14 protein-coding genes and 1 pseudogene are annotated in these 18777 nt (G+C 63.2%); 5 read left to right on the top strand and 10 right to left on the bottom strand.

From position 1 onward, the window contains the following. Positions 1 to 90: 90 nt before the first annotated feature. The 5 genes and pseudogenes from QFZ91_RS35765 to QFZ91_RS35745 all read right to left on the bottom strand — a co-directional run bounded on the left by QFZ91_RS35765 (position 91) and on the right by QFZ91_RS35745 (position 7876). Positions 91 to 1681: pseudogene (locus QFZ91_RS35765) on the bottom strand (aspartate:alanine exchanger family transporter). 25 nt (positions 1682 to 1706) lie between these two features. Then, complete coding sequence (ptsG, locus tag QFZ91_RS35760) at positions 1707 to 3500, bottom strand: PTS glucose transporter subunit IIBC (protein WP_429570141.1); 1794 nt, start codon at positions 3498 to 3500, stop codon at positions 1707 to 1709. Positions 3501 to 3522: 22 nt separating this feature from the next. Beyond that, the gene (gene ptsP / locus QFZ91_RS35755) at positions 3523 to 6069 is read right to left on the bottom strand and encodes a phosphoenolpyruvate--protein phosphotransferase (RefSeq protein WP_429570140.1); all 2547 of its coding nucleotides are present in this window, start codon (positions 6067 to 6069) and stop codon (positions 3523 to 3525) included. Between the two features lie 770 nt (positions 6070 to 6839). Then, positions 6840 to 7058, bottom strand: coding sequence for a hypothetical protein (locus tag QFZ91_RS35750; protein ID WP_246391999.1), 219 nt, complete (start codon positions 7056 to 7058; stop codon positions 6840 to 6842). A 59-nt stretch (positions 7059 to 7117) separates the two neighbouring features. Next, positions 7118 to 7876 (bottom strand): hypothetical protein, encoded by a 759-nt coding sequence (locus QFZ91_RS35745; protein ID WP_429570139.1) that lies wholly within the window; start codon positions 7874 to 7876, stop codon positions 7118 to 7120. 374 nt (positions 7877 to 8250) lie between these two features. On the opposite strand from QFZ91_RS35745, the gene QFZ91_RS35740 reads away from it, so the two are divergent. Then, a complete protein-coding gene (locus QFZ91_RS35740; protein WP_429570138.1) occupies positions 8251 to 9489 on the top strand; it encodes an MFS transporter in 1239 nt (412 codons plus the stop codon). Between the two features lie 93 nt (positions 9490 to 9582). Here the strand turns inward: QFZ91_RS35740 and QFZ91_RS35735 are convergent, their stop codons facing one another. The 3 genes from QFZ91_RS35735 to QFZ91_RS35725 form a co-directional block, all read right to left on the bottom strand. Next, positions 9583 to 9921 (bottom strand): ribbon-helix-helix domain-containing protein, encoded by a 339-nt coding sequence (locus QFZ91_RS35735; RefSeq protein ID WP_429570137.1) that lies wholly within the window; start codon positions 9919 to 9921, stop codon positions 9583 to 9585. Positions 9922 to 10050: 129 nt separating this feature from the next. Beyond that, entirely contained in the window at positions 10051 to 10629 is a 579-nt protein-coding gene (locus tag QFZ91_RS35730; RefSeq protein ID WP_429570136.1) for a DJ-1/PfpI family protein, read from the bottom strand. Positions 10630 to 10859: 230 nt separating this feature from the next. Next, on the bottom strand, positions 10860 to 11345 hold the full coding sequence (locus QFZ91_RS35725; protein WP_176107409.1) for a MarR family winged helix-turn-helix transcriptional regulator: 486 nt from the start codon (positions 11343 to 11345) through the stop codon (positions 10860 to 10862). 223 nt (positions 11346 to 11568) lie between these two features. On the opposite strand from QFZ91_RS35725, the gene mhpT reads away from it, so the two are divergent. Further along, a complete protein-coding gene (mhpT, locus tag QFZ91_RS35720) occupies positions 11569 to 12798 on the top strand; it encodes a 3-(3-hydroxy-phenyl)propionate transporter MhpT (RefSeq protein ID WP_176120509.1) in 1230 nt (409 codons plus the stop codon). Positions 12799 to 12870: 72 nt separating this feature from the next. On the opposite strand, the gene QFZ91_RS35715 is transcribed toward mhpT, so the two are convergent. Then, a complete protein-coding gene (locus tag QFZ91_RS35715; RefSeq protein WP_176120510.1) occupies positions 12871 to 13755 on the bottom strand; it encodes an amidohydrolase family protein in 885 nt (294 codons plus the stop codon). 33 nt (positions 13756 to 13788) lie between these two features. Continuing rightward, positions 13789 to 14298, bottom strand: coding sequence for a MarR family winged helix-turn-helix transcriptional regulator (locus tag QFZ91_RS35710; RefSeq protein WP_429570135.1), 510 nt, complete (start codon positions 14296 to 14298; stop codon positions 13789 to 13791). 109 nt (positions 14299 to 14407) lie between these two features. On the opposite strand from QFZ91_RS35710, the gene QFZ91_RS35705 reads away from it, so the two are divergent. From QFZ91_RS35705 to QFZ91_RS35695, 3 genes are all read left to right on the top strand, one after another. Next, a complete protein-coding gene (locus QFZ91_RS35705; protein WP_176107413.1) occupies positions 14408 to 15235 on the top strand; it encodes a p-hydroxycinnamoyl CoA hydratase/lyase in 828 nt (275 codons plus the stop codon). 38 nt (positions 15236 to 15273) lie between these two features. Further along, complete coding sequence (locus QFZ91_RS35700) at positions 15274 to 16725, top strand: aldehyde dehydrogenase (RefSeq protein WP_429570134.1); 1452 nt, start codon at positions 15274 to 15276, stop codon at positions 16723 to 16725. 162 nt (positions 16726 to 16887) lie between these two features. Continuing rightward, the gene (locus tag QFZ91_RS35695; RefSeq protein WP_429570133.1) at positions 16888 to 18768 is read left to right on the top strand and encodes a feruloyl-CoA synthase; all 1881 of its coding nucleotides are present in this window, start codon (positions 16888 to 16890) and stop codon (positions 18766 to 18768) included. Positions 18769 to 18777: the final 9 nt, after the last annotated feature.

Genomic DNA, 18777 nt, shown 5'->3' with positions numbered 1-18777 from the left:
CCGTCCGCGCATCGTTGCGGAATGCGTCGCGCGGCTCTGAGTTGCGCAAGCGGCGTTCCCGATTGCGGCGGGTCGCAATAACGGCTTCTTCTAGCCGGCAGCGACCGCGATGGCGATCTGCACGAACAGCACCTTGACGATGGTCATCGACGGAAAAATCATCGCGTACATGACGTCGGGCTGATCCGTCGGCGCGATGCGGTTGGCGAAGGCGAGAATCGCGGGATTGCCGGTCGCGCCGCAGATCACGCCGACCGATGTATCGAAAGACAGTCTGAAGATCCACAGGCAGCACACAGCCGTGACGCCGACGAGCACCAGCAGCGTGATCACGCCATACAGCAGCAGCAGCGGTCCGGCGGTGCCGACGGTCGCAACGAACTTCGGTCCGCAAGACAGGCCCACCTGCGCGAGAAAAATCGTCAGCCCGAGATTGCGCAGCACGAGATTGGCGGAGAGCGGCATCACCCACACGAAAGGTCCGCTGCGGCGAACCTTGCCGAGGCACAGCGCGACCAGTAGCAACGCCGCGAGACCCAGGCTGAACGCGCCGAGACCGGGCGCGCGCAGCGGGATCGCACCGACCAGCAGCCCCGCTGCCGCGCCGATGCCTAGACAGATGAAACTCAGCTCGGCCGTGCCCTTGATCGAATCGCCGAAGAACGCGCGGACCGTCGCCCGATGCGCGTTGTCGACGAGCAGGCCGACGCGGTCGCCTGCCTCGAGAATCAGATCCGGGGTCGACAGCAGATCGGTATCACCGCGCCGCACGTGCGCGATCGCGCAGTTCACGCCGTCCGGATAGCGCAGATTGCCGAGCGCCGTGCCGACGACCGCCGGGCTAGACGCGAACACGCGCAGATAGTCGAGGTCTTCGCGATGACTCGAAATACGCCCGGGCTGCGACTCGCCGCATAGTGCGGTTGCTTCGTCGAGCGGGCGGCGCTCGGTGGCGGTGGCAAGAAGGACGTCGTCGGCGCGCAGCGTGAAGTCGTCGCTGGGCAACTGATTGTGATGCGCGCGCCGCACGGCCGCTATCGCCACGCCGGCAGGCAGGCGGGTCGAGAGCTCCGACAGCCGGAGACCGAAGAGACTGGCATTGCGCAGCGCGATTTCCGCGGTCTCCAGCACCTTCGCGGTCGGCTTCGGTATTTTGGCTTTCAGGGCCGCGTTCAGCACATAGAGGAACAGGATCGGCCCAGCCACGCCGAATGGATAGGTGACGCTATAAGCCACGGCGGCATTGCTGCTTTTCATTGATGCGATGGCAACCTGCAGGCTCGCCGTGCTGGTGCCGCTGCCCGCGAACATGCCGAGCGCATCGGCGAGCGTGATGCCGAAGTGGATGAAGGCGCACGCCACCAGACCCGAAGCGATCACGCCCACACAGGCGGCCGCATTGGCCTTCATGCCTTCCCGGCTCGTCAGTCCGCGGAAGAACTGCGCGCCGTACTGAATGCCGATGCCATACAGAAACAGCAGCAGACCGAGCGTGCCCAGCAACGCCGGCGGCGGCGGATTTCGGCGCGAACGCGCCGAGCCCGAGTCCAACGAACAGCACGGCCCCCGAGCCCAGAGCCACGCCCTTGATAGTGATTTCGCCGACCAGGTAGCCGAGCGCAATCGTCAGAAAAAGCGCGAGCAGCGGCTGGGTTTCGAGGAAAGTTCTGACTGCTTCCATGCGGCCCCCTATGTACGCGTCGCTCCTATCGCATTGCGCCTGCGAGGCTGCCCGAGCCGAGACCCACGATCAGATCGAGTGCACCGTTCTTCAATGCTTGCGTGGCGGCCACGCCCGCCGCTTTCAAGCCGGCCGCGTCGATGCGCGACGCATCCAATAGCTCGACACGCAACCGCGTGGCCGCCAGCGCGTCGAGCTTCAGGATGTTGGCCGCGCCGCCCAGCGCCGCACGAATCTTTTCAGCGCGCTCCGTTTCCTGCGCAGAGTGTTGCGCCGAGGCGGCCACGGCCGCTGGAGCCGCGGCAGTCGCGGCTGCTGCGCCTTCCACGCCGGGTGCGCCGGCCGCCGGCAGATCCGCTTCTGCGCCCGCTGTCTTCAGGTAGTCCTGCATGTCGGTTTTCATGTTCTCCGACAACGGCCCGAAGATCGCCTGCACGCCGTTGCCCACGCGCACCACACCCGCCGCACCGAGCGCCTTGAGCTTGTGTTCGTTGACGCGCGCCGGGTCCTTCACGGAGATGCGCAGCCGCGTGATGCAAGCGTCGAGACTGGTGATATTGGAGCGGCCGCCAAAGGCGAGCACGAGTTCGCGCGAGCGTCCGCCCACGCCGCTCGCGGCGACCGCCACGGTATCCGCCGTGTCGTCCTCGCGGCCGGGTGTCTTGAGGTTGAAGCGCGTGATGACGAAGCGGAACACGCCGTAATAGATCACCGCGTAAATTGGACCGAGAATGAAAACATACCAGGCGTGCGTGGCCTTTCCGCCGATCAGGTTGAACATCAGAAAATCGATGCCGCCTTGCGAGAACGTGAAGCCCATGCGCATGCCCAAGGTGTTCGCCACGAACTGCGCCGACGCCGCGAGGCATGCGTGAATCAGGTACAGCACCGGCGCGACGAACAGGAACGCGAATTCGATCGGCTCGGTGATGCCGGTGAGAAAAGAAGTCAGCGCGGCCGAAACCATCATGCCGCCGACGGCCACCTTCTTCTCCGGCTTCGCGCAATGCCAGATCGCGATCGCAGCGGCCGGCAGGCCGAACATCTTGAACAGGAACGCCCCCGCGAGAATGCCGGCGGTGGGGTCGCCCGCGAAATAGCGGGTGATGTCGCCGTGAACCTCCTTGCCGGTCGTCGGGTCGACGAAGCTGCCCATTTCGAAGAAGAACGGCACGTTCCAGATGTGATGCAGACCGAACGGAATCAGCAGACGTTCGACGAAACCGTAGACCGTCGCGGCGGTGCGCGGGTCCGAAACCGCCGCCCAATGCGAGAAAGCCTTGATTGCGCTGCCGATCGGCGGCCACACGAAGGACAGGATCGCGCCGAGCACGATCGAGCCGATCGCGGTTACGATGGGCACGAAGCGCTTGCCGGCGAAGAAGCCGAGATACGGCGGCAACGTGATCCGGTAGTAGCGGTTGAACATCCAGGCCGCAAGACCACCGGCGAGGATGCCGCCGAACACGCCGGTCTGGATCGACGGAATGCCCATGATCGTGTCGGTTTCGATGCCCCCTATCTTCGCGATCACACCCAGCGTGGCCGTCATCACCAGATACCCGATCGTTGCGGCGATACCCGAGACGCCATCGTTCTCGGTGAAGCCGAGCGCGACGCCGATCGCGAAGATCAGCGGCAGGTTGGCGAAGATCACGTCGCCCGCGTTCTTCATCAGCGCGAGCACGACGGTCGGCACGTAACCGTGGAAGTCGGTGGCGCCGAGACCGAGCAGCAGGCCGGCCACCGGGAGTACGGCGACGGGCAGCATCAGCGATTTGCCGATCTTCTGCAAGACTCCGAACGCATGCGAGAACATGGCTGATCTCCTGTTGATCCGCTCAGTCGGCAAAGCGCGACAGATGCGCGCGGACTTCCGCGGCGGTGCCCAGACGCAGCACCTCGGCGGCGAGCTTCTTTGCTTCGTCGGTCGTGATACGTGCAAGCTGGGCCTTGATCGAACCGACTGCCGGAATACTCACCGATAGCTCATCAATGCCAAGGCCGACGAGCACCGGCACCGCCATCGCATCAGACGCGATGCCGCCGCAAATGCCGACCCATTTGCCGTGCTGATGCGCGCCGTCGACCGTCATGCCGATCAGACGCAACACCGCCGGGTGCAGCGCGTCGGCCTGCTTCGCGAGTTGCGGATGGCCCCGGTCCATCGCGAGCGTGTATTGCGTGAGGTCGTTCGTGCCGATCGAGAAGAAGTCGACTTCGCGTGCGAGCGGCTCCGCGATCAGCGCGGCCGCCGGGACTTCGATCATGACGCCCACTTTCGCGCTCGCCGCGCGATCGCCGGATTCTTCCAGCAGGATCTTGCGCGCCGCCCGCACTTCCTCGACCGTCGTGATCATCGGGAACATCACGTGCAGGTTGCCGAGCGGCGCCGCGCGCAGGATCGCGCGCAGTTGGGTGCGGAAGATGTCGGGACGCTCGAGGCTCACGCGCACACCGCGCAGGCCGAGAAACGGGTTGTCTTCCTTCGGCAGCGGCATATACGACAGCGGTTTGTCGCCGCCGACATCGAGGGTGCGGACCACGAGCGTGCGCTCGCGGCCGAGCGCTTCCGCGACGGCGCAATATTCGGTGGCCTGTTCGTCTTCGCTTGGCGCGGTGTCGCGCGCGTCGAACAGGAACTCGGAACGCAACAGTCCGACGCCTTCCGCACCGCCAGCGACCGCGTCGCGCGCTTCCTGCGCATTGCGGATGTTCGCGACGACTTCGACGCGGTGGCCGTCGGCGGTCATTGCGATTCTGCTTGCCGCGAGCTTTTCGTCTTCGCGTTTGGCGGCCTGGCGCCTGATGCGTTCGCGCGCCTTTTCCAGTTCCTCGGCGCTCGGATTGCGCCGCAAGCTGCCGCGCGAACCGTCGAGCACGACGGGCGTGCCGTCGGCGAGTTGCAGCGCGCGCGCGTCGATACCGCAGATCGCCGGAATGCCGAGCGAGCGCGCGAGGATCGCGACGTGGCTCGTCGCGCCGCCGGTCGTCGTGCAAAAGCCGAGCACCTTGCTGCGATCGAGCGACGTGGTGTCGGACGGCGACAGTTCCTCAGCGATCAGGATCGACTCTTCCGGCACGTCGATCTGCGCCTGCTTCACGCCGGCGAGCAGCGCGAGCACACGGCGGCCGACGTCGCGGATATCGCCGGCGCGTTCGCGCAGCAGCGGATTGTCGAGCTTTTCGAGCATGCTTGCCTGGTTCTGGAACGCATCGCGCCACGCGAACCCCGCGCCCTTTCCCTCGCTGATGCTGCTGATGGCGGCGTCGTTCAGGTCGGGATCGTCCAGCAGTTCGAGATGCGCGTCGAGAATCTGCGCTTTCGACGGATCGGTGAGCGTCGCCTTGAGCCCCTCGATCTGCTGACGCGCCTGATGCTGCGCCGCTTCGAGTTGCGCCCGTTCGCGTTGCGGCGACTCGCCCGCTTCGTTCACCTCGATCACTTGCTGGCGGAACTGCACGATCTTGCCGACCGAAAGCCCCGGCGAAGCGGAGACGCCGATGAATTCGTTGGCGTCGGCGGGAGCCGCCTCGCTCGGTGCCGGCACTGGCGCAGCCGGCGCGCTTGACGCGGCCGCCGCGGGTGCCGGCGCATCGCCGGGCTTTTCGCCCGATCCCTCGGCAAGCAGTCGCGCGACGGTGCTGGCCGCCTCCGCCGCGTCGGGACCGCGGGCCTCGACGCGCAGCTTGTCGCCGAACTTCGTTGCGAGCCCCATGAGCGCGACGACGGACTTGGCATTTGCGCTGGCGTCGCCGCGCAGCAAGCGGATCTCGGACTTGAATTTCTTCGCCTCGACCGCGACGACCGCGGCGGGCCGCGCATGCAGGCCCGCCGGATTCGGCAGCGTGATCTCGCCGGAGAGGATCGCGCCGGTGACGCTGGCCGTATCTTTGTTCTCCACGCTGCCGACCAGTTCGACGTACAGCGCGACGTCGGTGCCGGCGACGACGAGCCCTTTCGCGGGAACGTAGCGCGTGACGAGATCGCCGTTGGCGATGACCATTTGCGTGAGCAGGCTGGTTGCTTTTGCGCCGACCGCGATCGGGTCGAAGCGGATCAGCGGCGTGCCCGCCGCGACGGTGTCGCCTTCCTTGACCAACGGCATGAAGCCCTCGCCGCGCAGCAACACGGTGTCGAGCCCGATGTGCAGCAGCACTTGCAGACCGTTGTCGCCGGTGATCGTTGTGGCGTGGCACGAGCTGTGGAGTTGCGTGACCTTGCCGGCAAGCGGCGATAGCAGTTCATCCGAGGTCGGATCGATCGATACGCCATCGCCGACCATCTTCTGGGCAAAGACCGGATCGGGCACGCTGTCGAGAGGAACCAGTACGCCCGACAGTGGCGCCATCAACTCGATGCGCTGAGGACGCTGAGGAGCTTTCATCGCCAAGACTCCCTGTACATTGACGCTCGCCTGCGGTGGTTCGACTCGAGCCGCGTGAGCGCGACATTCATCCGTGCGGTCGGCATCATTGCCGGTTACGCCGCTCACCCAGTTGTGAGCGGCGCACGTTACAAAAGCTCGGTGACAGAAACTCGGGAAACCCAACTAGGTCGCGCACGTCGCCCGTATGCGCAAACTGCTGGTTACCCCTCGATGCGATTGCTCTCACCGGAAAGACTCGGCAGTCTGATTTCGTTTGTGCGTGACATGTCGGCTTTCAGGATGGTTGCCGCCCACGCCTCGACCGGGGGGTGGGCGGAGAAACGTCGGGCGCGCGGGACGGCGTTGTTTGCGTGTGTCGGCCGCCTCGCGCCTGACGGCGACCGATCGCACCGTTGTTCCGGAAAAGGACCCAGAAAGCGCTCTGAAAGAGAGCATATGTTACTGAGCGAAGATTGCAAGACGAGACGATTTCGGAAAGGGGTCTCCTGAGTTTTCCGAATTCGCGGCGGGAGACGGGCGCTGCAATTTATTAATTGGCGTGTGGCGCAGTTTTACTTCTGTGTTTTATACGCTTAGCGAAGCGCGGCGTCTGCTTCGTCTGCAATCACCTTCACCGCATGTCCGTTGAGATGCCCATCAAATACCAGTCGTGGAATGCGTTGAATTTCTTGATCAGGTCCATACCGAGCAAAACGGAATTGTTACGCTGACGCGGGGTGCCAAGCGAGCTTTGAGGTGCCTGGGCGCAGACTTGCCGTCTGGATGCGTTATTCCGGTCGTTTCTGCGGCTCTTGCGTGACCGACGACATGAGCGGCACTAATTCGGGTTTGTATCGAGCCAGGCAGTTGAGGATGGCGACACCGAAACGGCGAGCGATTTCGTCGTCAATCTTGTCGCCAAAGTCTGACAACAGAATGGGGAAGACCGTCCCGGTCAAAAGTGGCTGGAGAGCCGCCTCATCAACCATCTGAATGGTCAGTTCCATGTCCTCAGGAACGAAGCCGACAACGATTGATTTAGGTGGCTGGGGTGAGCGTGGAGTGTTCATATTGCTTGAGTGAATCCCATGCAAATGTTGTAGTTGTAGCGCGCACGGTCCATGCACGCCTGGACTGTTCCGTATCCGCCCATTGGCTTCCCGATAGCCCAACACAAATTGTGATCGTCTTCCCATCGTTGCATGCACTCGGTCTTTTCGGCCGGAGAAAGCCGAAAGGAGGCCGCCTCCTGGTTGATGTCACTAGGGGAAGATTCGAAGTACTCGAATGGCTGCGCATCGCTAAGCGGCGTCGAGACCGGCGTGGCGATGGTCCCATCGGGTAGCACGTCGCCGGGGCGAGCGAACCAGATCGCGAGACCATCGTCGGCGGCCACCCGCGGTAGTGTGGGACGCTTGAATGACCGCGCGGCAGGCACGGCGTCGAGCGCGCGCCGGAAGAGCTGCGAAGGCGTGACGGTTACATAGTACGGTCGGATCATCTGCTCGACGGGCGAACTGCATGCGCCAGAGCCTCGCGGTTTAGAGGCGACTGCAATCACATCGCCGCTCTCGACGGCGCACTTGAGCGCTCGAGCGAGTTGCTGAGGCGCGGAGCCGCTTGCATATGCGCCGCCCTGAGCACGGCGCATGAACCTGGCCAGCGGGGCTAGTTGGCTCGCGTCGCGCGTGAGCTCCCATGAACTTGCTGAAGCAATGAGCTGGCGGCCGGTGCGCACCTCGTCGCTGGACGTGCTGCCGCGATATTCGTGCCGCGTTTGGAGCGTGCAACTGCGGTGGGCTCCCACTTTCAAATCAATCGCCATCCGTCTCCCAGGTACTGATCAGGCCAGTCGGTATAACTATCACGGAGCCCTATTGGACACGGCAAAAATGAAGTCCTCGAGCCGCCGCGAACAATGCAATACCGCGTTGGCAGCCCGATGCAAGCACTGCGGCGCGACTTACGAGATCTTGTAACATCGTGGAAGACTGTCAACGAAACGCGTCACGCCGCTGATGACGAACGCTTTCCTGCTGGCGCATATGAAAGAGGCTACGCGGTCGTTTCGGCCGTTAGCGGAATATTGCCGCCCGCGCATTGTTCAGCCACACCTTCTAGTCTTTTCATCGGACGACTCTTTTTCCAACGTGAGACCCCGCCTAAAGTGTCAGGCTTCAATCTGGCATCAGGGTCATCATGCAAATCGATACACCTACGACTTCTGCGTCCCTGCAAGGGAATTCAACGTCCGCAGGTCAATGGCTATCCGTCATCGCTGTTGCGGTAAGCGCGTTCGCGTTCGTCACGGCCGAGTTTTTGCCCGTCGGGCTGTTGCCACAGATCGCACACGACCTCGGCGTGTCGACTGGTGTCGCTGGTCTGATGGTCACCACGCCCGGCGTAATGGCCGCAATATTGGCGCCGACGCTGATAGTCAGCGCGGGCCGCATGGACCGCCGGTACGTCTTCCTGCTCCTCACCGCGGTACTGTTGATCGCGAACGTCGTGTGCGCGATCGCACCGAACCTCGCGATCATGCTCGTAGGACGGGCTTTGCTCGGCGGCGCGCTGGGTGGCTTCTGGACTCTGGCGACGGCGGCGGCTCCTCGACTCGTGCAAGCAAAGGATGCCGCCAAAGCAACCGCGACCATTCTGACCGGCGTGACCTGCGCAACCGTGATCGGCGTGCCGCTCGGGACGTTCATCGCGTCGTTTGCATCGTGGCGCCTCGCGTTCGCCGCGACCGCGGGCCTCGTGTCGCTCGCCTTGCTGGCGCAGGCGTTCCTCGTGCCTTCGTTGCCGTCGGCATCGGCATTGCGGATCGCCGATTTCAAAACACTGCTTCGCCGGCCTCATACGAGGCTGAGCATGGTGATGGTCGCGCTCGTCTTCGGCGCGCATTTCTCGACCTACACCTACATTGCTCCGCTGCTCGAACACGACTTCTCGTTGAGCGCCATCACACTGTTGCTGTTCGGATTCGGTCTGATCGGCTTCTTCTCGAATGCATTGGCGTCGATGGTGATTTCGGACCATCTGAAGAAATCAGTCGCCGCGATGGTTCTGCTGCTATTGGGCGCGATGTCGTCGATGTTGCTGCTCGAGCATTCGCCGATCGGCGAGACTGCGGGGATGCTGCTGTGGGGTATCGCGTTCGGAGCGCTGCCGCTTTGCTTCAGCGTATGGATTCAGCGCAGCACGACAGACCTGCCCGAAGCGGGCTCGGCGATGTTCGTCAGCATCATCCAGGTCGCGATTGCGGCGGGTTCGGCAGTGGGAGGCACTATTGTCGACCGCGCGGGAATTCACGCTGACTTCACGCTGGGACTTGGACTCGCACTGCTCGGTCTCGTGACGCTGCAACGGCTTGCTGTGCTGGAACGGCCGGCCGCTGCGTCTTCTCTTGATTGCGCATGCGATGCGTCGGTTGACTGACGCAACGGAACAAAAACAGAACAAATACGGCGCGAGACCGCACTCGCGATACCGGGCCGAGGCGACGCCGCGGCCCGCCATGCGACGAATGCGTCACACAGCAGTCTTCACGACTCTGGGTTGAAACGGGGTGTTGAGCTGCACGTCGCCAGCGGCCTCGTTGCGGGCAGCGCTCGTCGACAGATAGCGCAAACAGCACACGCGCAGAAACGACGCGAAATTCAACGGCTCTTCGCCGCGCAACGCGATCAGTTCGTCGTGAAGCTTCACGACGAACTGGGTCGTCGTCACGTCCTCGCGGTTGGCGATTTCCTGAAGCACGTCCCAGAAGAGATTTTCGAGCCTTACCGTGGTCACGACGCCGTGAATGCGCAGCGCGCGCGTACGCGACTCGTAGAGGATCGGATCAGCGTTGACATAGACGTTGCACATTCGGCCAGCCCTTCTCGCAAGTGTTGACGTCGCAGGACGCGAAGCGCGCGGTGCGGTCGCTCATGCCGTCGTGATCGAGCGTAACATGGTTGCTCGCCCGCGATGCCGCGCTTCGGTCCTGGCGCTCCTTCAATGCGCGATGCGCGTGCCGAGCAGCGCAAGGAATTGCGCGATCCAGTTCACGTGCGAAGTCCATGCGGGTGCGGTGACGAAGTTCTCGTCGGTGATCGCGTCGGGCCAGTCGAGCGCCACGTACTCCGCGCCCGCCAGCTTCACCTCGGGCGCGCAGGCCGGATACGCGGAGATGCGCCGGCCTTCGATCACGCCCGCCGCAGCAAGCAGTTGCGCGCCGTGGCAGACCGCGGCAATCGGTTTCTTCGCTTCGGCGAATTGGCGCACCCAGCCAATCACCTTGTCGTTGAGCCGCAGATACTCGGGGGCGCGGCCGCCGGGCACGAGCAGCGCGTCATAATTCGCGGGGTCCACCGATGTGAAGTCGGTGTTCAGCGTGAAGTTATGTCCGCGCTTTTCGGTGTAGGTCTGATCGCCTTCGAAGTCGTGGATCGCGGTGCGAATCGCGTCGCCGGCGCGCTTGTCGGGCGCAACCACGTCCACCTTATGACCGACCGCCCCCAGTGCCTGAAACGGCACCATCAGCTCATAGTCTTCGACGAAATCACCGGCGATGATAAGAATGCGCTTTGACATGCTTCGTGTCCTCTCGAATCGGGTTGGGAAAGGCGAGGCGGGCGCGCTATCGCGGTGTGCGCAGCGGCCGTTGAAAGCAATATAGCGATTGACGCTGTTGGCGGGGTAATACGCGGCTAAATGCCGACCAGGGATTTCACCGAGCTGAACGCGATTCAGCCCTCAGGCGAAAGAAAAAGAGTCGCGCTCGATTCGAGCGCGACTGCTCTTTTGTCATTGGCAAGATCCACTCAACCACGCAGATTCGACACACATCGCTGCAGCACCTTGCGCAGCGTATCGACCGGGATTTCCGTTACTCCGTCCAGCATGGACGCTTCGAGCGTGTCGATCGCGGAATCGCATTCCTTCAGTACCCGGCGCCCTTCGTCGGTCAGAAACAGATGAATCAGCCGGCCGTGCGTAGGATGTCCAGCGCGACCGACCCAACCGTTGGCCTCCATCGTCTTGACAACTTCGTTGGCCGACTGCGGTGTGATGAACGAGCGTTCGGCGAGTTTAGCGTTGGTCATCGCGCCGCTGGCGCTGATTACGGAGAGCGCGGTGAATTGAGGCAAGGTCAGCCCGAATTCACCCAGCACATCGATCAAACTGCGTTTGAGCAGGCGGTCCAGTTGGCCGACCACATAGGAAACGCGGGCAGGTGGCGCACCGGTTTTCGTTGAACCGGCCTGTTTGGCAAGGGGCGTTCGCCGCTTCTCCATTGTCTTGGTCATTATCAGGTTAGCTTAGGTGTTTCTACCAGGCATATCATATTCTACTTTCAATATCAGGTGTCCTGAGACTAGACTCATCACTAATTCCGGGGGTGCTGTGGGACGGGTTCTGATAAGTGACGCAAAGATCATTGTCAGAAATCTTCTCCTTCCCATGGCCGCTTCGTCGAACGACGAAGCGTAGCTGGCCACTGGTAATTCAATCAAAGGTCAAGGAGACGTCATGTCAAGTGTTGCTAATCGGTCGAGTGCCGTGGGCTCAAGTACTGCACTAACGTTGGCATTGTGCTTTCTCGTCGCGGTGCTGGAGGGTATCGACCTGCAGTCCACCGGCGTTGCGGCGCCTCGGATGGCGCACGAGTTCGGCTTGTCGGTCGGCCAGTTGGGGCTCGCTTTCAGCGCCGGCATGTTGGGGCTTTTGCCGGGCGCGATGATCGGCGGCAGACTCGCCGACCGGATCGGCCGCAAGCGCGTCCTAATGATCTCAATGGCGGTATTCGGCATCTTCTCGATTGCGACCGCGCAGGTCTGGAGCTTCGAAAGTCTGCTGATTGCTCGCCTGCTGACGGGCATCGGGCTCGGCGGCGCGATGCCGAACCTGATCGCGTTGTCTTCCGAGGCGGTCGATCCGCGTCACCGCAACACGGCGGTCAGTGTCATGTATTGCGGTATGCCGGTCGGCGGCGCGCTTGCCGCATTGATCGCCGTGCTGAGCGCGGGTGCTACTGCGTGGCGTCATATCTTCTACGTAGGCGGAGTCGGACCGCTGCTCATCATTCCGCTGCTGATCGCGTTGCTGCCTGAGTCACGCGAATTCGCCGCCGAGTCGCGGGAATCGACCGAAGCGGACAAACCGCTGCTTTCGACGCGCGCAGTCCTGTTCGGCGAGGGGCGCGCCGCGGCGACGATCGGTATCTGGATCAGTTTCTTCTGTACGCTGATCGTTCTTTATTTCCTGCTGAACTGGTTGCCTTCGTTGACCGTGGGGCGCGGCATGAGTCGTTCGCAGGCCGGGATTGCACAGATCTTTTTCAACGTCGGCAGCGTGATTGGCGTGCTCGGCATCGGTCTGCTGATGGATCGCTTCAGACAAGGCCTGTCGGTCACGGCAATCTACGCGTGCATCGTCGGTGCGTTGGTCGCGCTTTCGCAGGTCGCCAGCATCGAGACGTTATCCGTTGCCGTGCTGTTCGCCGGCATGGGCGTCGTCGGCGCGCAGTCGATGCTGTATGCGCTGTCCGCCGCGAGCTATCCGACCAGCGTGCGGGGTACAGGCGTCGGCGCCGCGGTGGCGGTGGGACGCGTTGGCTCGATCGTCGGCCCGGCCGCCGCAGGGCAATTGCTGTCGATGGGAAAAAGCTCGGCCCTCGTTATCGGCGCGAGCGTGCCGGTGACCATCATCGCGGCGATTACGGCATTGCTCGTCATTCGCTCCAACGCCGCGAAACGCTAAGTATTCGTTGATGGACCGAGATGGCCCGGCGCTTTCGCGCCGGGCCATTTTTCATGCGTCATTCGCGATTCGTCATGCGTCGGCCCGCAAACCCAGCAAGCTGACGGCATTCTCTTTCAGAACGAGCGGCTTCACTTCGGGCTTGATGTCGAGCGTGTCGAAGTCCTCCAGCCAGCGGTCCGGCCGGATCAGCGGGAAGTCGGACGCGAACAGCACCTTGTTGCGCAACAGCGTATTCGCATACTTGACCAGCTCGGGCGAAAAGTACTTCGGCGACCAGCCCGACAGATCGATATACACGTTCGGCTTATGCAGCGCGATCGACAGCGCCTGCTCCTGCCACGGCCAGGACGGATGCGCGATCACGATCTTCATGTCTGGAAAGTCGACGGCCACATCGTCGAGATAGATCGGCTCCGAATACTTGAGGCGCAGGCCGCCGCCACCATGCATGCCCGAGCCCATGCCCGAATGTCCGCTGTGAAAGACCGCCGGCAGCCCGTACTCGGCGATCACTTCATATAGCGGGTACGCCATGCGGTCGTTGGCGAAAAAGCCCTGCATCGTAGGGTGAAACTTGAAGCCGCGCACGCCGTGCTCGTCGATGAGCCGCCGTGCTTCGCGCGCGCCGAACTTGCCTTTATGCGGATCGATGCTGGCGAACGCGATCATGATGTCGGCGTTGTTCTGCGCGAACTGCGCGACCTCTTCGTTCGAAATGCGACGGCGCCCGACGTTCGCTTCGCAGTCGACGGTAAACATCACGAAGCCGATCTTGCGCTCCCGATAGTGCTCGATCGTTTCGGGAATGGTCGGGCGGCGCCCTTGTTTGAGCACGGTGCCGAAGTACTTGTCGGCGGCTTCGTCGAATTCTTTGGCAAACAGGTCTGGCGGTTGACAGCACGACACCTCGGCATGCACGTGGGTGTCGATGGCCTTCAGTTGATCGATGTTCAATGGCGTCTCCTATGTGTGATTAAGGCTGATGCGTCAGGCTGCGCGAAGATTGCGCACGCACGTCAGCAGCAGGTCTTTCAGCATCTGTGAACCGTGTTCATCGATTTCGCCAAGCATCGATTGCTCGACCCTGTCGGCGGCACCGTCGCACTGATCCAGCAATGTTTCGCCGGCCTGCGTCAGCGACAGCAGCCCGACGCGACGGTTGAACGGATCGGCCACGCGCGTGACCCATCCGTTCGCTTCCATCGATTTGACGACCGCGCTGGCCGCTTGCGGCGTGATCAACGAGCGCTGCGCGAGCTGCGCGTTCGACGAACGCGCGCGCGCCCGCAGCACCGACAGCGCCGTGTATTGCGGCAACGTCAGACCGTGCGACGCGAGCGCTTCGGAAAGCTGCCGCGTGAGAAACTTGTCGAGCTGCCCGGCCAGGTAGGTCAGACGCACCGGGGCGGCAGCATGCCTTCGATCGCGCAGGTTGCGCCGCACCGTGGCGGCTGGCGTGGTTTCGGACCCTGACGGCTTTCTCTTGATCGTCGGCATAGGCGGTTAGGGGTTTGTACCAAGACCTCTACATTGTACTTTACTTATCAGGTCGCCTGATATTAAATTGAGCTCAGGCCGCGAGGGCGGCATTGATACGGAGATGCAGATGAGTTACGAAGGACGCTGGAAAACGGTCAAGGTCGCGGTGGAAGGCGGAATCGCCTGGGTCACGTTCAATCGTCCGGAAAAGCGCAACGCGATGAGCCCGACGCTGAACAAGGAAATGATCGACGTTCTCGAGACGCTCGAACTCGACGCCGAAGCCCAGGTTCTCGTGCTGACCGGCGAGGGCAGCGCGTGGACGGCCGGCATGGACCTGAAGGAATATTTCCGCGAAGTGGACGCGGGTCCGGACGTGCTGCAGGAGCGGATTCGCCGCGACGCGAGCCGCTGGCAATGGCAATTGCTGCGCATGTACTCGAAGCCGACCATCGCGATGGTCAACGGCTGGTGCTTCGGCGGCGGCTTCTCGCCGCTCGTCGCCTGCGATCTGGCGATCGCAGCGGACGAAGCCGTGTTCGGCCTGTCCGAAATCAACTGGGGCATTCCGCCGGGCAACCTCGTGAGCAAGGCGATGGCCGATACTGTCGGGCATCGTGAAGCGCTGTACTACATCATGACGGGCGACACCTTCACGGGTCCGCAAGCCGCGAAGATGGGTCTCGTGAACAAGAGCGTGCCGCTCGCGCAATTGCGCGACGAAACGATCGCTCTCGCGGCGAAACTGCTGAACAAGAACCCGGTCGTGCTGCGCAACGCGAAGCATGGCTTCAAGCGTTCGCGCGAACTCACGTGGGAGCAGAACGAGGACTACCTGTACGCGAAGCTCGACCAGGCGAACTACCGCGATCCGGAAGGCGGCCGCGAACAGGGCCTGAAGCAGTTCCTCGACGACAAGAGCATCAAGCCGGGCTTGCAGACCTACAAGCGCTAAGCGGCGCACTTCACCGCCACGACTGAGGAGACGAACACATGCATCAAACGAACCTGTTGATTGGCGGCGCGAAACGTGCCGCGTCGAACGGCAAGACTTTCGAGCGCATCAATCCCGCGACGGGCGCGGTGGCCACCCGCGCCGCGGCGGCCACCGTCGAGGACGCCGATGCGGCCGTCGCCGCCGCGGCGCACGCGTTCCCGGCATGGGCGGCGCTCACGCCGACTGAACGGCGCAAACGCCTGCTCGCCGCCGCCGACCGCATGGACGCGCGCACGGCCGAGTTCATCGCGATCGGCGCGGCCGAAACGGGGGCGATGGCGAACTGGTACGGCTTTAACGTGATGCTCGCGGCCAACATGCTGCGCGAAGCCGCGGCGATGACGACACAGATCGACGGCGCGGTGATTCCTTCGGACGTGCCGGGCAGCCTCGCGATGGCCGTCCGTCAGCCGTGCGGCGTCGTGCTCGGCATGGCGCCGTGGAACGCGCCCGTGATTCTCGCGACGCGTGCGCTCGCGATGCCGCTCGCGTGCGGCAACACGGTCGTGCTGAAGGCGTCGGAAGGGTGTCCCGGCGTGCATGCGCTGATCGGCGAAGTGCTGAACGACGCGGGTCTCGGTGAAGGCGTCGTCAACGTGCTCACGCATGCGCCGGAAGACGCGCCCGCGATCGTCGAGCGTCTGGTCGCGAATCCCGCCGTGAAGCGCGTGAATTTCACCGGATCGACGCGGGTCGGCCGCATCGTCGCCGAGCTTTCGGCGCGCCATCTGAAACCCGCGCTGCTCGAACTGGGCGGAAAGGCGCCGGTGCTCGTGCTCGACGACGCGGACCTCGACGCCGCGGTCGAAGGTATCGCCTTCGGCGCGTTCTTCAATCAAGGGCAGATCTGCATGTCGACGGAACGCGTGATCGTCGATCGTAAGGTTGCCGATGCGTTCGTCGAGAAGCTCGTCGCGAAAGCGCGCACGCTGAAGGCAGGCGATCCGACGCAGCCGGGCTCGATTCTCGGCACGCTAGAGAGCGAAGCCGCCGCGCGGCGCATTCGCGCGCTCGTCGAAGATGCCCGCGAAAAGGGTGCGAATCTGCCGCTCGGTTGCGAGGTGAACGGCGCGATCATGCAGCCGGTGATCGTCGAGAACGTTACCCGCGAGATGAAGCTATATGCTGACGAATCGTTCGGCCCGGTGGTGACGGTACAGCGCGTGGACGGCGACGAAGAGGCGCTGACGGTCGCCAACGATAGCGAGTACGGCTTGTCGGCGGCCGTGTTCAGCCGCGATATTGCGCGTGCGATGAACGTCGCGAAACGCATCGAGTCGGGCATCTGCCACATCAACGGCCCGACCGTGCACGATGAGGCGCAGATGCCGTTCGGCGGCGTGAAGGCGAGCGGTTATGGGCGCTTCGGCAGCAAGGCGTCGATTCCCGAGTTCACCGAGTTGCGCTGGATCACGGTGCAGACGAGCCCGCGTCATTATCCGATCTAGACGTCGGCTTCCGGCCGCAATGCCCTACGGGTAGGAAAAGCGATACAACCAACATGGGACCAGAGTAAGCGCTAAAGCGCTAACTCTGGTCGACCGCGATAGATCGCATGGGACCAGAGTAAGCGCTAAAGCGCTAACTCTGGTCGACATAGGAGACAGGTTTTGGAATCGGAGCACAGCCACGCAAGCTCTCTGGCGACCGGATACCGGAGCGTCGCCATCGGAGCGCCTTCCTCGCGGATCGAGAAACGCGGCGACTGCTGGTACCTCGAGTCACTTGAACCTCTGGGCCCGTTTCCGGAGCGCTTTACCGACCGCTTGCTGAGCGGCGCACGCGCGCATCCCGACCGGCTGCTCGTCGCGCGACGCGATGCCAATGGCGCGTGGCAAGGCATCACATATGCGCAAATGCTCGAGCGCGCGCGTGCGATCGGGCAGGCGCTGCTCGATCGCGATCTCAGCGCCGAGCGCCCGTTGGTGATCCTGTCGGGCAATAGCGTCGAACATATGCAGCTCGCACTCGGCGCGATGTGGGCCGGTATCGCTTATGCACCGGTGTCGCCGGCCTATTCGTTGATGTCGGGCGATTACGGAAAGCTGCGCCATGTCCTCGAACTGCTCGAACCGGGTCTGGTCTACGCGGACGATATCGGCGCATATACAACCGCGCTCGATGCCGCGCTGGATGGCGAAGTTGAACGTGTCAGCGCGGCGCCCGCGCCGAACGCGTCCAGGGTGACGCGCTTCGACGCATTGCTCGACACCGTCCCGCGCGACGTCGACGCGGCCAACGCGCGCGTGAATGGCGACACGATTGCGAAGTTCCTGTTCACGTCCGGCTCGACGAACCTGCCGAAAGCCGTGCCGACCACGCATCGCATGCTCGGCGCAAACCAGCAGATGCTGCTCGAAACCTTTCCGCAGTTCGGCATCGAGCCGCCGGTTCTCGTCGACTGGCTGCCCTGGAATCACACGTTCGGCGGCAGCCACAACGTCGGCATCGTGCTGTACAACGGCGGCACGCTCTATATCGACGACGGCAAACCCATCGCCGGCAAATTCGACGAGACGCTGCGTAATCTGCGAGAGGTCGCGCCGACCATCTACTTCAACGTGCCGAAGGGTTGGGAAGAACTGACCATCGCGCTGGAAAAGGATGCGGTGTTGCGCGAGCGGTTTTTCTCGCGCGTGAAGATGTATTTCTTCGCGGGCGCCGGTCTGTCGCAGGCGGCGTGGGAGCGTCTAAAACGCGTGACGCTCGAACATTGCGGAGAACGCATCCGCATCATGGCCGGCCTCGGCATGACCGAAACCGCGCCGTCGTGTCTGTTCACGACCGGACCCGTATCGTGCGCCGGCTATATCGGCTTGCCGCCGCCGGGGTGCCAGGCCAAGATCGCGCCCGTCGATGGCAAATTCGAAGCGCGCTTTCGCGGCCCTCACGTGATGGGCGGTTACTGGCGCGCATCGCCGGCGCTTCAGAGCAGCGTGTTCGACGACGAAGGCTACTACCGCACCGGCGACGCCGTGCGTTTCGTCGACCCGCAACGTCCGGAACTGGGCCTGATGTTCGATGGCCGCATTGCGGAAGACTTCAAGCTGGCGTCGGGAACCTTCGTCAGCGTTGGGCCGATGCGCGCGCGCATCATCAGCGAAGGGGCGCCCTACGTTCAGGATGCGGTCATTACGGGGATGAACCGTGACGAAGTCGGCGTGATGATTTTTCCGCGCCTCGACGCGTGTCGCGCATTGGCGGGTTCGCCCGCGGATGCGAGCGCGGAGGAGGTGCTCAACACGACCGCCGTGCGCGATTTCTTCAGCGAACTCGTCGCGCGGCTGAATCGGAGTGCGACGGGCAGTGCGTCGTTCATTGCCCGCATGCACCTGCTGAGCGTGCCGCCGTCGCTCGACCTGGGCGAGATCACCGACAAAGGCTCGATCAATCAGCGCGCCGTGCTCCAGCACCGCGCCGCGCTCGTGGAAGCCATGCACGAAGCCGACGCAGCCGACGCGACGGTGATCCATGCGCGCAAAGGCAGCTAGTCCGGGGAC

The organism is Paraburkholderia sp. JPY419 (assembly GCF_050435705.1).
GTDB lineage: Bacteria > Pseudomonadota > Gammaproteobacteria > Burkholderiales > Burkholderiaceae > Paraburkholderia > Paraburkholderia youngii.
This window is presented reverse-complemented; position numbering and strand designations above follow the sequence as displayed.